The organism is Flavobacterium sp. KY-23415, from assembly GCF_055384985.1.
Genome location: NZ_AP044001.1, coordinates 2,587,107 through 2,602,011 on the forward strand (window position 1 = coordinate 2,587,107; position 14,905 = coordinate 2,602,011).

Sequence of the window (14,905 nt, forward strand, 5' to 3'; positions counted from 1 at the left end):
CATCTTAAGGATATAATATTTGTATAAATTATCTTTTAATTGGTTATTTTTGTTCAAAATTATTTTTATGAATAAAAAAGTATTACTGTTATTATTTGCCAGCTTGTCGGTCTTTGGACAGACAAGAGAAGAAAGGAATCAAATTGTTAAAGATTATGATTTAAAAAAATTAAATGAATTAAGTTTTAAATACAATGAGTTGTATTTAAAAGGTAAAGAGGAAGCTATTCAAAAGGCAAAAAGTATGAATCTGCCATTAACCTATGTTGATGAAAAAGGTTTTTTTGCTGAGTTGATGTATTTTGAAGGTGATCGCCCAGTGTACTATAAAACCACAAATGCTGGAGCGGCAATAACAACTAAAGCTAATAGATTGAATAGTGGAGGTTCGTTAGGTTTAGATCTTAATGGTCAAAACATGATTGTTGGTATTTGGGATGGTGGAGCAATTAGAGCTACTCATCAAGATTTAGTTGGTCGCGTTGTTCAAAAAGATGGAGAGATTTTTTCAGATAACACCCAAGGAGCAATTCATGCAGCACATGTTTCAGGAACCATGATGGGGTCCGGTTTTGGAGGGTTAACTAAAAGAGGTATTGCGTATCAATCAACGCTTTGGGCAAATACGTGGGGTAACGATTTGTCAGAAGCTACTACTCAAGCTACAGAAGGATTACTGTTGTCTAATCATTCCTATGGGGCTATTGCAGAAGATCTTGATTTATGGCAATTTGGAGCCTATACAAGCACTTCAGCATCTTGGGATAATATAATGTATAACGCACCTTATTATCAGGTAGTTTTTGCCGCGGGTAATGATAGAGATAGTTATCAAACATTAAATCCAACAAAAAATGGAGGCGATTTGTTAACGAGAGCTGGTGTTTCTAAAAACGTTTTAGTAGTGGGTGCGGTTAATCAAGTAGATAACTATACAGGGCCAAGTTCTGTGGTTATGAGTGATTTTAGTAATTGGGGACCAACTGATGATAGAAGGATTAAGCCAGATATTTGTGCTAAAGGAGTAGGGGTACTTTCTACTACTTCAGGAGCAGATGATGAATATTCTGTTTTAAGTGGTACATCTATGGCGGCACCTGGGATAACGTCTTCGTTATTGTTGCTGCAGCAATATTACAATCAGTTAAACGGAAATTTTATGAGGTCAGCTACATTAAGAGCTTTGTTGATTCATTCTGCTGACGAGGCAGGAACAGCGGCTGGACCGGATTTTAAATTTGGATGGGGACTAATGAATTCAGAAAGAGCTGCGCAGCTAATTTCAAAGAATTCTGTAGGTCAAACGGTTAATGGAGCAATAATAAGAGAGTTTAATTTGAATGATCAATCAACTTATACAATGGATGTAACAGCAGATGGATCTGCTCCTTTAGTTGTGACTATGGCATGGACGGACCCTGCAGGAACACCATCAGATGGAACTAATGATAACGCAACTATAAAGTTAGTTAATGATTTAGATATTAAAGTGGTGAAAAATGGTACTGCTACATATCCTTGGGTGTTATTTAACGGGAATGTTGTTTTGCAATCTCTTAATAATAAAGATAATGTTGAAAAGATTGAGGTGAATAACCCGTCGGGAACCTATCAAATTCAAATTTCTCATAAAGGATCTTTACAAGGAGGTAGTCAGCAATATTCATTAGTGGTTTCAGGTATTAACTCTACTTTGAGTAGTCAAAGTTTTGATAGTGCTGCTATTTCTGTTTTCCCAAATCCAGTAAATGACTATTTGAAGATTAGTGTTAAAGATTTAATAGTAAAGTCTTTATGTTTTTATGATATGACAGGAAGAAAAATTAAAGAGATAAAAGGAAATTTTGAAAATACAATTTCTGTAGATATGACAGATTTTGAAAAAGGGGCATATATGTTAAAAATATCAGATGGAGAAAATTCAAAAATGAAAACTATTATTAAAAAATAATTTTTTTTAACATGGAATTTTTTAATTCTGCTTTTTTTTTGATATGTTTGCTATAATAAAATTAACCAAATACAAATATTATGAAATTAAATTTTAAATTGATTTGTTTTTTATTTGTGCTCCTAATGAACGGTGTTTCATTTGCGCAGGTAAAATCTATTTCTGGAGTTGTTTCTGATAGTCAGGGTCCTCTTCCTGGTGCGTCAGTAACAATAAAAGGAACGCAAAAAGGTGTTATTACTAATTTTGATGGTGGTTATCAAATTAGTGCTACTGTCGGCGATGAATTAACCTTCACTTACCTGGGTTATAAAACTAAGGTAGTACAAGTAGGTGCTAGTAACACAATTAACGTAGCTTTAGAGGAAGACGTAGTAAAAGTTCAAGAAGTAGTAGTTAGTGGTTACCAAGTTAAGAAAAAAGAAGATATTACTGGATCTTATTCGGTAATCTCAAGAGAAGACTTAGGAGACCAAAAAGTTACTACTATTGGAGAAGCTTTAGTTGGGGTAGCTGGTGTGCAAGTTGTTAATACATCTGGTCAACCCGGTTCTAATCCAACGATCCGTTTAAGAGGACCTGCTTCTTTGTCTGGAAATTTAGATCCTCTAATTATTTTAGATGGAGCTGAGTACAAAGGGAATTTGAATACAATAAATTTTGACGATTTAGAGAGTCAAACAGTACTTAAAGATGCTGATGCGGTTGCTATTTATGGTAACAGAGGAGCAAGAGGGGTAATTGTATTGACTACTAAAAAAGGAAAAAATAAAAATGGAAGTGGACAATTCAACTTCGCTACTTCTTTCGGTATTTCAGACAAAGCAACAAAAGAGTATGATTATGTAAATGCTACTCAAATGATGCAATTGATTTGGAAAGCTTCTAGAAATAGTTTAGTTAATGGAGGTTTGGATCAAACTACGGCTTCTAATATTGCTTCTACAACTTTAATTGGTCAAACAGGGGGGTATAATCCTTTTAATGTTGCGCAACCTATAGATAGTAATGGTAATGTAGTTGCGGGTGCTGAATTATTATATGATACAGATTGGTATGATATTGTAACTCAAAAAGCTTTTAGACAAGATGTGAATTTATCTTATAGCGGAAATACGGATAAGACCAATTATTTTCTTTCTGGAAACTTCTTAGATCAAGATGGAATAATGCTTAATTCGAAATTCAAAAGAGTTAGTGGTAGATTTAATCTTGAAACAGAAGCTAAAAAGTGGTTAAAAGTAGGTTTTGTTGGAGGTTTTTCAGATTCGTTCTCAAATGTTCCTGCTCAATCAGGAAATACATTTGCTAATAATTTAGCTTTTACACGTTCAGTGTCTAACATCTACCCTTTATATACACGTTCTGTTGTTGATGGTTCTTTGGTTTTAGATAATCAAGGTAATCCAATTTATGACTGGGGTGATGGAGCTAATGGTGGAGGTACAAGAGGTTTTTATGCACCTTATAGCCCACTTTTTATTGCAAATAATAATTTAAATAAATACGATAGAACCAGTTTTGATATTGCTCCTTTTGTAGAGATTAGTTTTACTAAAGATTTAAAATTAAAATCTCAGTACTCATATAGTTATTATGTTTATGCTGCAAATACTTATCAAGACCCACGTTTTGGTTCTGGAACAGCGGTTAATGGTAGAAGTACTAAGGATAGAGATGTTACACAAACTTACACGTGGTTTAATACATTATCTTATAACAAAACCTTAGCTGAAAAACATAAAATATCGTTGTTAGCAGGTCAAGAGTTGTATAATAACACACTTAATCAATTACAAGCTGCAGCTACAGGTTTTCCAATTGAAGGATTGGATGAATTAGTAAATGCTTCAACTCCAACAACAGCAACTTCTGTTACTTATCAAAATAGATTGTTTAGTTATTTTGGTAGAGGTGATTATAGTTTTGATAGAAGATATGCAATCAGTGGTACTTTCAGACGTGATGCTTCTTCAAGATTTATTGGAGATAACAGATGGGTAAGCAGTTGGTCTGTGGGTGGTTCTTGGACTGCAACGAATGAAAGTTTCTTAGAGGGGATTAACAACTTAGATTTAATCAAGATTAGAGCAAGTTATGGTTTAGTGCCAAATGAAGATATTGGTTTTACTTCAAGTTTCTTATTCCCATATTTTGGAGCTTTTGGTACAGGAAATGGTATTCAAGAGGCGTCAGGAAGTACAGCAAGTAGAAATCCTAATCCTGAGTTGACTTGGGAGGTTCATAAAAAAATGAATTTAGGTTTAGATTTTGGTTTCTTTAAGAACAGAATTAATGGTTCATTTGAGTTATATAACAATAAAATTACCGACTTAATTTATAATAGACCTCTAGCTCCTTCGGAAAATTTAGGTTTAACTACATGGGTAAACTCAGCTGAAATGACAAACAAAGGTTGGGAATTAGAGATTAACTCTATCAATGTTAATAATGATAATTTCTCTTGGTCATCAAGTTTTTCTATATCAACAGTTAAGAATAATATTGATTACATAGAGAATGATTTATTAACAGGGACATTTAATTGGAAAACAGGTCATGATAGATATGAATTTTATTTACAAGAATGGGCAGGAGTAGATTCAGCAACTGGTGCTCCTTTATGGTATCAAGATGTTCTTGATGGAAGTGGTAATCCTACAGGTGAAAGAACTACTACGTCAAATTACGCAAATGCAACAAGATATTATACAGGGAAATCTGCATTACCTGATTTTGATGGACGTTTTGCTAACATGTTTAAATATAAAAACTTTGATTTAAACATAGTGATGGCTTATCGTTTTGGTAATTATATCTACAACTCAGATTATGCTGGTCTAATGCATGGTTTCCACGGTTCTAATCCTGGAACACAATTACACCCAGATATTTATGATGCTTGGGAACAACCTGGTGATGTTACAGATGTACCTTTATTGTCATTGGACAATGATCAATCAAATTCTTTGTCAACAAGATGGTTACAAAAAGGTGATTATATCCGTTTAAGAACAATGTCTTTAGGATATTCTTTAGATAGAAAAATATTAGATAAAGCGAATATAGCTTCTATGCGTTTATATGTTACTGCTGATAATTATTTTACTTGGAAAAAAGAAGATAGAATCGATGATCCTGAGCAGTCTTATGATGGACAAACTAATGATGGGTCAACGATATTAAAGACATTAACTTTTGGTATTAATGTTAAACTTTAAAAAAAGAAAAAAATGAAAAAGTATATTAATAGATTTTTCACATTAGGATTAGCTTGTATTGTGCTAATTTCATGTGATGTAGAAAGTTATTTAGAAGAACCAAAACCAACAAATGAAATTTCAGAAATTACTCCTGAATTAGCATTAGTAGGTATGTATGGTGCTTATAGAGATTTTTATGGTGGTTCTCATGATGTTGGAATGTCTAAAGCATTTGATTTAGGAGCCGATGTAATGGGTAGAGATTTACAAGTTCCAGATTTTAACTGGTATATTTTCGAACATAGATGGGATGTAGTAGTGATTCCAAATGCTAGAAGAACAAATTATATTTGGAATATGTGTTATACCCTGATAGGTAATGCTAACAATCTGATGTATATCATTGATACTAATCCTAGTGGAATGGCTCAAGAACAATTGGATTCTTATAGAGGTCAGGCATTAACAATGAGAGCTTTAGCTTATTATAATTTGATTCGTTCTTATCAGTTTACTTATGCTAAAAACCCTAATCTTCCTGGTGTTCCTTTAGATTTATCAATATCTGATGCTGAACCAAAACCAAGAGGTACTGTTCAAGGAGTTTATGATCAAATTTATTCAGATTTGAACGAAGCGATTTCTTTATTAACTACTGAAAGATATGGGCCAAAGTATAGAGTTAATATTAATGTAGCTAAAGGGGTATTTGCAAGAGTTGCTTTGGAAAAACAAGATTATGCAAGAGCGCAACAAATGGCAGCTGATGCTCAGGTTGGTTTTCCTTTAATGAGTAATACTGAATATGCGGCAGGATTTAATGATTACAATAATGGTGAATGGTTATGGGGATTCCCTTTCAATGCTAATGAAAATTGGGGATTTGCTTCTTTCTATTCATTCATCGATCATGAACGTACTGCAGGATATAAAGATATTTATGTGAATTCTGCATTTTACGATTTGTTTGGTGCAAATGACATTCGCAGAGCACTAATTGTTACTACGGGGCAGTCATTAGCTTCTGGTAAAATGTACAGAACAAGAAAATTTAGAGACTTGTCTGATTTGACGGGTAATATCGTTTGTATGAGAGCTTCTGAAATGAAGTTAATTGAGATTGAAGCTAAAGCACATGCTGATTTAGCGGGAGCGAAGCAAGATTTGTTAGCTTTTCAATTGCTTAGAAATCCAGATGCTGTTTTGTCAACTGCTGCAGACTTGAATGCTTTCATTGAAGAAGTATTAGTGGAGAGAAGAAAAGAATTGTATGGAGAAATTGGAACTGATTTCTTTGATATGAAGAGACATCAAAAATCAATGCAAAGAGTAGGTAATGCTACACGTGCAGTGGTAGGGTATGCTGTTAATGGTGTTATTCCAGCTACTTCAAACAAATGGAATTTCTTAATACCTCAAAGAGAGATTGATTTAAATCCTAATATTGGTCCAGAAGACCAAAATCCAGTGGATTAATTTTATTAAATATTTAAGACCTACAGAAATGTAGGTCTTTTTTTATTCCCTAAATTCTCATTACATTTGCTCATATTTATGATGTAATGAAAAAATCGCTTATTTTATTCTTAGTATTCTTTTGGAATTTTATTTTTTCTCAAACAAATAACAATGCCAAACAAAATAATGAAACATTAGGTTCTTCAATTGAAAAGAGTAATAGAGTTTTTTCTTCTAAGAAAAAAGAAGAAAAGCCTCCAATACATCTCTATAAGATTTATACACTAGATAAAGACACTACTTTTTTAGATACTACTTTGTCTATTGCTAAAGAATATAAATACAATTTATTAAGAAAAGATCTTTTTGGCTTACTTCCATTTGCAAATGAAGGGCATACTTTTAATACCTTAGATTTTGGTTTGCTAAAAAAAAGTATAAATCCCGTAATGGGATTTTCAGGGAAGCATTTTAATTATTTAGAGATAGATGATATTAAGTACTATAATGTGCCAACGCCAATGTCTGATCTTTATTTCAAAACAGTAATGGAGCAAGGACAATCAGTAGATGCTTTTCTAACGGTAAACACAAAACCAAATCTTAATTTTTCTATTGCCTATAAAGGAATTCGCTCCAATGGGAAATACATAAATAACATTTCTAGTTCTGGTAATTTTAGGTTTACTACAAGTTATTTTACTAATAATAAACGTTATTATTTGAATGCACATTTCACTGGGCAGGATATTTCCAATCAAGAAAATGGAGGGATAAAAGATGTAGATTTATTTGAATCAAGTGAACAACCTTATAATCAAAGAGAACGTTTAGATGTTTATTTTAATGATGCTACTTCATTGTTAAAAGGGAATAGATTTTTAATAGATCATTTATTCAAGCTAAGTAAAGACAATGCAAATAGTTTTGTACTTCTACATCAATTTAATCATGAATATAAATTTTTTAATTTCAATCAGAAAACGGCAAATGATAGATTTGGTCATTCAATTTCTGGTACTATTAATAACAAAACAAGATACAATCATTTTTATAATAAATTAGGATTAGGATTTACAACAACAAAATATGGTGATATTTCAGTATATCTAGAAGATAATAATTATAACTATTTCTATAAAAGTATCGTCTTTGATAACGTAGGGAATATTGCTGTGCCTAATTCCATTAATGATAGAATTACATCTATTGGAGGTAATTTGGACTATAAATTCAATAAATTCAATCTTGATGTTTTGGTTTCGAATTCAATAACTAAGCAATCTATTTCCAATATTCAAGCTTCTTTATCTTATAAGCTAAATGAAAATTATAATTTTGAATTTGCGTATCAAAAAATTAATACGCTTCCTAATTTAAATTACACATTATATCAAAGTAATTATATTGAATATAATTGGTATAATAATTTTAGGAACGAAAAAAGAAATGAATTGCGTCTTTCAGCAACTTCTAAATGGTTGAATTTGCAAGCTAAGTATGTTATTCTGGATGATTTCTTATATTTTGACAATACTACAAACGATATTACATACTTAAATGTCAAACCGTTTCAACTTGATAAAACAATCACCTATGCGTCTGTAAAAGCTTCAAAAGAGATTAAGTTTTGGAAATTCGCCTTAGACAATACAATTTTATATCAAAATGTTGAAAACTCAGATAAAAAATTAAATGTTCCTCAAATTGTAACAAGGAATTCATTTTATTTTTCTGAATATGTATTTAAAAAAGCTATGTTTCTTCAAACGGGAATAATTTTTAATTATTTTACAGCATATCATGCCAATGATTACAACCCCTTATTGGGCGAATTTTACACACAAAGCGAACGAAAAATTGGTGGCTTTCCTTTAATAGATTTTTTTGTGAATGCTAAAGTGAAGCAGGCTAGACTTTTTTTAAAAGCGGAACATTTTAATTCGTCAATGACAGGCTATAATTTTTATGCAGCTCCTAACTATCCTTATAGAGATTTTATTGTTCGTTTTGGAATCGTTTGGAACTTTTTTAAATAATTCTATTTTCTTCAAAAAAGTAACATAAAATAAATAGGTAATTATTTGAAACGATTGTAAGAGCCTTTCGGCTATTCATGTACTTGTTGTTCGTTATAGTTTCTGAAACAAGTTCTGAAAGGGACTACTTCCATTTGGTGTATAGAGTTGTTTATTTTCTTTTTTGTATTCATAATATTCAACCTATCTTTGCACTTAATATTCTGATTTTTAAATTCTGATTTATAAAATGAAATACGCAAAAAACATATTGGAAACTATTGGGAATACACCTTTAGTGAAAATAAATAAGTTGACTAAAGATATAGATAGCTTAGTCTTAGCAAAAGTAGAAACATTTAATCCAGGTAATTCTGTAAAAGACAGAATGGCTGTTAAAATGATTGAAGATGCTGAAGCAGATGGAAGATTAAAGCCTGGTGGTACAATTATTGAAGGAACTTCTGGAAATACAGGAATGGGTCTCGCTTTAGCCGCAATTGTTAAAGGATATAAGTTAATTTGTGTAATTTCAGACAAACAATCTAAAGAAAAAATGGATATTCTTCGCGCTGTTGGTGCAAGAGTAGTTGTTTGTCCTACAGATGTAGAGCCTACAGATCCAAGATCTTATTACTCTGTCTCTAAACGATTAGCTGAAGAAACCGAAAACTCTTGGTATGTTAATCAATACGATAATCCGAGTAATGCACTCGCTCATTATGAACAAACAGGTCCTGAGCTTTGGGAACAAACAGAAGGAAAGATTACACATTTTGTAGTTGGTGTTGGTACAGGAGGGACTATCTCAGGTGTTGCGAAATACCTAAAAGAAAAGAATCCTAATGTAAAAGTGTGGGGGATAGACACCTATGGATCTGTTTTTAAAAAATATCATGAAACAGGTATTTTCGATGAAAATGAAATCTATTCTTATATCACAGAAGGAATTGGGGAAGATATTTTACCTAAAAATGTAGATTTCTCTTTAATAGATGGTTTTACAAAAGTAACAGATAAAGATGCGGCAGTTTATACTAGAAAATTAGCCTTAGAAGAAGGTATTTTTGTGGGGAATTCTGCTGGTGCTGCAATAAAAGGACTATTGCAATTAAAAGATAACTTTAAACCAGACGACGTAGTAGTAGTTTTATTTCATGATTCAGGGAGTAGATATGTTGGTAAAATGTTTAATGATGACTGGATGCGTGAAAGAGGGTTTTTAGACGAAGAAGTTGCTAAAGCAGTAGATTTGATCAAAGATCATCAAGACAAACCATTAATTGTTGTTAGGACTGAAGAGTTAGTTTCTCATGCAATTGAAAGATTAAAAAAATACAAAATCTCTCAGATACCTGTAATAGACACTTCTGGTTTTGTAGGTAGTATCGATGAAACAGACTTATTTAGAAGTTATGTTGAGGATAAAAATATCGCAGAAAAACCTATAAAAGATATTATGGGGAAACCATATCCAGTTGTTAAATCAACAGCTTCATTAGAAGATATTTCTAAATTAATAACGAAAGATAATCAAGCAGTGTTGGTAGAATTAGAAAATGGCAAACACCATATTATTACAAAACACGATGTGATTAGTTCTATAAAATAAAAAAAAACATTTTTTTAACAAAAGTCGTAACACCCTAAGTTATGACTTTTGTTTTTTTGTATATATTTGTATTCTATTATAAGCCAATTAATTATTACAAGCCATAAAATGAAAGAAGATTTTTTACACCATGTTTGGTTGCATAAAAAACTTGATGTAACCCAATTGTTTACTACAAAAAACGAAAAAATTGAAATTTTAAATTTCGGAGAATACTTGCAAAAAGCAGGTCCAGATTTTTTTAATGCACAACTCATAATTGCAAATCAAAAATGGGCTGGGAATATAGAAATTCATGTTAAATCTTCAGATTGGTATTTGCATAATCATGAAAAAGATTCAAATTATAACAATGTGATTTTACATGTAGTTTGGGAACATGACATTGAAATCTATAGAAGTAACAATACAGAAATACCTGTTCTAGAATTAAAGCGCTATTTAAAACATTCCGAAGTCAATAAATACTTAAGTTTATTTAAAACGAAGAGATGGATAAATTGTGAAAATCAAATTCATCAAGTGGATAGTTTTAAATGGTCTAATTGGAAAGAAAGGTTGTTTTTGGAAAGATTAGAGCGAAAAGCTGAATTTATTTCTAAATTACTACACGAAACAAAGAACGATTGGGAAGCAACCCTTTTTTGTTTATTAGCTAAAAATTTTGGATTAAATATTAATGGAGAATGTTTTCTCGAAATAGCTCAAAATATTCCTTTCTCTATAATAAGGAAAGAAAAAGACAAAATTGAAAATTTAGAAGCAATCCTTTTCGGAATGGCAAATTTATTACATTCAGAATTTCAAGAAGAGCATTGTAATAATTTAAAAAAGAATTGGGAGTACTTAAAATCTAAGTATGGATTGGATAGAAAACCTTTACAAAATGTCCAGTTTTTTAAGCTTAGACCAGATAATTTTCCAACGATTCGCCTGTCTCAATTAGCAATGTTGTATCACCTAAAGGAGAACCTTTTTTTTAAATGTATTGAAGCGAAAACTGTGGAAGATATATATACTTTATTTACGGTTAATGCTTCAAGTTATTGGGATTATCATTACAATTTGGATAAAGAAAGTACTTTTAAAACAAAAAAGATATCAAAATCTTTCGTCGATTTAATAATTCTAAATACTATTATGCCTTTAAAATTTATGTATGCTAATTTTCTTGGAAATGAAAATTTTGAAGAACTTATAGAATTATCAAAAGAAATTCAACCAGAATCAAACACAATAATAAAAACATTTAAAAGAATGAGTTTGAATATAGAAAATGCTTTCGATTCACAAAGTTTAATACAATTGAAAAATGAATACTGTGATAAAAATAAATGTTTAAATTGTGCAATTGGGATAAGCTTAATGAAAAATTAATTATTTTTGAAAATAATAAGATATAGAAATGTATAGAATACTTCATTTTTTCGATAAACATGGTTTTTTTGTTGCTTCTAGATTAGCAGATAAACTTGGAATGAGAGCTACCAATGTGAGATTGTTTTTTATTTACATATCATTTGTGACTGCAGGCTTGGGCTTTGGAGTTTATTTGACACTTGCTTTTCTTTTGAAGTTGAAAGACATGATTTACACAAAACGATCTTCTGTTTTTGATTTGTAATGTTGAATTTCAATGTATTAACTTTTCTTTGTTTTTTCGATAGTTTTCTTATCTTTGGGAAATTAACAACCAATAAATTAATATGTCAACAAAAACAGAATCTTGGGGTTCTAGGGTAGGACTCATCTTGGCAATGGCTGGAAATGCTGTTGGACTAGGTAATTTTCTTCGCTTTCCCGTTCAAGCAGTTCAAAATGGAGGTGGAGCTTTTATAATTCCATATTTAATATGTTTCTTAGTAATGGGGATACCATTATTATTTATAGAATGGTCCTCAGGGCGTTTTGGTGGTCGATCAGGTAATCATAGTACACCTTATATTTTAGATTCTATGGCAAAAGGAAGATTGTGGAAATACATTGGTGTTTTCGGGATTTTTACAAATATTGCAGTTGCTGCATATTATTGTTATATAGAATCATGGACAATGTCTTATGTTTATCATTCAGTTGTTGGAACTTTTAACAACATGAGTCAGGCACAAGTCGCAGGATTTTTTGAATCCTATACTAATATTTCAGAAACAACTACTGGTATTCCTTATGAAGCAGTAATTTTTTATATAATTTGTTTGCTTTTAAACACATTCATTTTATCTAAAGGTTTAGGAGGTATAGAAAAAGTGGCAAAAATAGGTATGCCATTGTTGATAACATTTGGTGTGATACTCGCAATTAGAGGTTTAACACTTGGTACAACAGGTGCTTCAGATATTTTTCCAGATGCAAATGCTTGGGATGGATTAAACTTTTTGTGGACTCCACAGTTTGATTCTTTAACAAATCCGAAAGTATGGTTGGCAGCAGCAGGACAAATTTTCTTCACACTTTCTGTAGGTATGGGAACAATTCATTGCTATGCAGCTTACTTAAAATCTAAAGATGATATTGCATTAAACGCTGTATCTGCTGGTTTTATGAATGAATTCGTAGAAGTTGTTCTAGGAAGTTTAATTGTAGTGCCAATTGCAGCAGGTTATTTAGGATTGGATTGGGTAATCCAAAACGCTGGGTTTGGTATGGCTTTCCAAACAATGCCTTATTTGTTTCAACAATGGGGAAGTGCCTTGGCTATTGTAGCTGGTGTATGTTGGTTTGGTCTATTGTTTTTTGCAGGAATTACTTCTTCTTTAGCTATGGGAACTCCTTGGATGGGATTCATGAAAGATGAATTTAATTGGTCTAAAAATAAAGGTGCATGGTCGTTTGGAGGACTGGTATTAATAATGGGGCTTCCAACTGTAATTTTCTACAAAGAAGGATTGTTCGATCAATATGATTATTGGGCAGGAACAGTGAGTTTAGTAGTTTTTGCATTTTTAGAAACCGTCTTGTTTTCCTATATTTTTGGAATTAAGAAAGGTTGGGCAGAAATTAATAGTGGAGCAGATATTAAAATTCCAGGTTTTTATAAATATATTATTTTAATTGTAACGCCATTATTATTAGCATGCGTCTTAGTGTCAAGCGTTCCAGATTGGATAGAAAAAGTGAAAGATAGTGATACTAATAATAAAGAGTGGTTTAGTAATGAGTTTCATGCTGAAAACTTTGATTCCGAAGGGTTGAAAGCAGGGACTGTTGAAGAAGTAGGGGTAAATTCAGTTAAGTTTTCTTTTGAAGATACAAAGAAAGTGTTTGATAGAGAAACAGAAACTGTAAAAATAGTTACATTTACTAATTATAAAGAATACAGCTTTAAAGCTGATAAAAACCAAGTGGTAATTGTTGAAAAAGGAGATGTAGTAAAGCCGAACGATGTTATTGCTACAGGAGATTTTACGAATAATACATTATATAAATTCATAGGTAGAATGCTGTTGTTTTCACTGTTTGCTTTGATATGTTTAATCGTGTATTTTGCATATAAGAAAAGAGTAAAAGAAGGAAGAGCAACATTATAATCTTTAATAAAAACTAAAAATGAACACATCAGCCTTAATAACAATGCTAATAGCTCAAGGAATAGTGGTTTCTTTTGCAAGTTATTTTTTCTATAAAGTATTAACCACTCCACCAAAACAAGAACCAGATTCTTACAGTGAGAATGATGATGAAATGGTTAGACAAAATGATTGATTTATTATATATAACATCTGCTGTAGAATAATATTTTGAAAAAACAGATGAAAAATGTAAAATCCTACTTTCTATTTTCGAGAGAACATAGAAGTGGGATTTTTTTGTTGATAGGTATAATTTTGTTAGTACAGCTCATGGTTTTTATTTATAAAAGTAATGCGCATGAAGATGCTATGAAGCTTGATGAAGACATGAATTGGTTAGCAATGCAAAATGAAATTGATAGTTTAAAAAGTATTTCTCAAGATAAAAAATATGTAATTCAGCCATTTAACCCAAATTATATTTCTGATTATAAAGGATATATGTTAGGAATGTCAATTGAGGAAATAGATAGATTGCATAAATTTCGAGAAGAGAATAACTTTGTGAATTCAGCAAATGAGTTTCAAAAAATAACAATGGTTTCAAATGAACTATTAGCGAAAATAGAACCTTATTTTAAATTCCCTGACTGGATTAATAATAAAAAAACAAAAAGCAATTTTGTTAGTTTTGAAAAAAAAACAACCGAAAAAATTATTGCGATAGATCTAAACCAAGCTTCTAAAGAAGATTTAATGAAAGTTTATGGAGTAGGTGATAAGATTTCAGATATTATTATTAACGAAAAAAATAAATTTGGTGTTTTCGCAAGTATTGATCAATTGCAATTTATTTGGGGTATATCTCCAGATGTTTTTGAAAATTGTAAAAAGAGATTTTTTGTAGTAGAAAATCAAGAAATAAAAAAGATAAAAATCAATCAAGCTTCTATAAAGGAGCTCATTAAGTTTCCTTATTTTAACTATAGTTTTGCAAAAGAAATTGTTACTCATCGGAGTATGAATGGCGATTTTAGAAGTATTGATGATTTAGCAAAAATTAACAATTGTCCTTTAGAAAAATTAAAAATAATAGCCTTATATTTGAGCTTTGATTAGAAAAAATCAATATAAATATAAAAAATACAATTCAA

Annotated in this window: 10 protein-coding genes; all 10 read left to right on the forward strand. The window is 31.0% G+C overall.

Annotated features, from left to right (window positions below; genetic code table 11):
* The first annotated feature begins 67 nt into the window (after positions 1 to 67).
* Positions 68 to 1,951, forward strand: a complete 1,884-nt coding sequence (locus tag ACZ49Z_RS11155; protein ID WP_464304399.1) for a S8 family serine peptidase — start codon at positions 68 to 70, stop codon at positions 1,949 to 1,951.
* An 80-nt stretch (positions 1,952 to 2,031) separates the two neighbouring features.
* Positions 2,032 to 5,172: a SusC/RagA family TonB-linked outer membrane protein gene (locus tag ACZ49Z_RS11160; RefSeq protein WP_464304400.1), complete on the forward strand. Its 3,141-nt coding sequence runs from the start codon at positions 2,032 to 2,034 to the stop codon at positions 5,170 to 5,172.
* 12 nt (positions 5,173 to 5,184) lie between these two features.
* Positions 5,185 to 6,630 (forward strand): RagB/SusD family nutrient uptake outer membrane protein, encoded by a 1,446-nt coding sequence (locus ACZ49Z_RS11165; RefSeq protein WP_464304401.1) that lies wholly within the window; start codon positions 5,185 to 5,187, stop codon positions 6,628 to 6,630.
* 86 nt (positions 6,631 to 6,716) lie between these two features.
* On the forward strand, positions 6,717 to 8,651 hold the full coding sequence (locus ACZ49Z_RS11170) for a putative porin (RefSeq protein ID WP_464304402.1): 1,935 nt from the start codon (positions 6,717 to 6,719) through the stop codon (positions 8,649 to 8,651).
* Between the two features lie 229 nt (positions 8,652 to 8,880).
* Positions 8,881 to 10,242, forward strand: a complete 1,362-nt coding sequence (locus ACZ49Z_RS11175) for a pyridoxal-phosphate dependent enzyme (RefSeq protein WP_464304403.1) — start codon at positions 8,881 to 8,883, stop codon at positions 10,240 to 10,242.
* Positions 10,243 to 10,350: 108 nt separating this feature from the next.
* Positions 10,351 to 11,619 (forward strand): DUF2851 family protein, encoded by a 1,269-nt coding sequence (locus tag ACZ49Z_RS11180; RefSeq protein WP_464304404.1) that lies wholly within the window; start codon positions 10,351 to 10,353, stop codon positions 11,617 to 11,619.
* Positions 11,620 to 11,647: 28 nt separating this feature from the next.
* Complete coding sequence (locus tag ACZ49Z_RS11185) at positions 11,648 to 11,866, forward strand: PspC domain-containing protein (protein WP_464304405.1); 219 nt, start codon at positions 11,648 to 11,650, stop codon at positions 11,864 to 11,866.
* 82 nt (positions 11,867 to 11,948) lie between these two features.
* Positions 11,949 to 13,769, forward strand: coding sequence for a sodium-dependent transporter (locus ACZ49Z_RS11190; protein ID WP_464304406.1), 1,821 nt, complete (start codon positions 11,949 to 11,951; stop codon positions 13,767 to 13,769).
* A 19-nt stretch (positions 13,770 to 13,788) separates the two neighbouring features.
* A complete protein-coding gene (locus ACZ49Z_RS11195; RefSeq protein ID WP_464304407.1) occupies positions 13,789 to 13,944 on the forward strand; it encodes a hypothetical protein in 156 nt (51 codons plus the stop codon).
* A gap of 47 nt (positions 13,945 to 13,991) precedes the next feature.
* Positions 13,992 to 14,870, forward strand: a complete 879-nt coding sequence (locus ACZ49Z_RS11200) for a helix-hairpin-helix domain-containing protein (RefSeq protein ID WP_464304408.1) — start codon at positions 13,992 to 13,994, stop codon at positions 14,868 to 14,870.
* The last annotated feature ends 35 nt before the right edge of the window (positions 14,871 to 14,905 follow it).

Excerpts from the sequence above, each read along its gene's own strand:
- ACZ49Z_RS11190 (WP_464304406.1), top strand. The coding sequence starts at position 11,949 with ATGTCAACAAAAACAGAATCTTGGGGTTCTAGGGTAGGACTCATCTTG.
- ACZ49Z_RS11195 (WP_464304407.1), top strand. The coding sequence starts at position 13,789 with ATGAACACATCAGCCTTAATAACAATGCTAATAGCTCAAGGAATAGTG.
- ACZ49Z_RS11175 (WP_464304403.1), top strand. The coding sequence starts at position 8,881 with ATGAAATACGCAAAAAACATATTGGAAACTATTGGGAATACACCTTTA.
- ACZ49Z_RS11155 (WP_464304399.1), top strand. The coding sequence starts at position 68 with ATGAATAAAAAAGTATTACTGTTATTATTTGCCAGCTTGTCGGTCTTT.
- ACZ49Z_RS11160 (WP_464304400.1), top strand. The coding sequence starts at position 2,032 with ATGAAATTAAATTTTAAATTGATTTGTTTTTTATTTGTGCTCCTAATG.
- ACZ49Z_RS11170 (WP_464304402.1), top strand. The coding sequence starts at position 6,717 with ATGAAAAAATCGCTTATTTTATTCTTAGTATTCTTTTGGAATTTTATT.
- ACZ49Z_RS11200 (WP_464304408.1), top strand. The coding sequence starts at position 13,992 with ATGAAAAATGTAAAATCCTACTTTCTATTTTCGAGAGAACATAGAAGT.
- ACZ49Z_RS11165 (WP_464304401.1), top strand. The coding sequence starts at position 5,185 with ATGAAAAAGTATATTAATAGATTTTTCACATTAGGATTAGCTTGTATT.
- ACZ49Z_RS11180 (WP_464304404.1), top strand. The coding sequence starts at position 10,351 with ATGAAAGAAGATTTTTTACACCATGTTTGGTTGCATAAAAAACTTGAT.
- ACZ49Z_RS11185 (WP_464304405.1), top strand. The coding sequence starts at position 11,648 with ATGTATAGAATACTTCATTTTTTCGATAAACATGGTTTTTTTGTTGCT.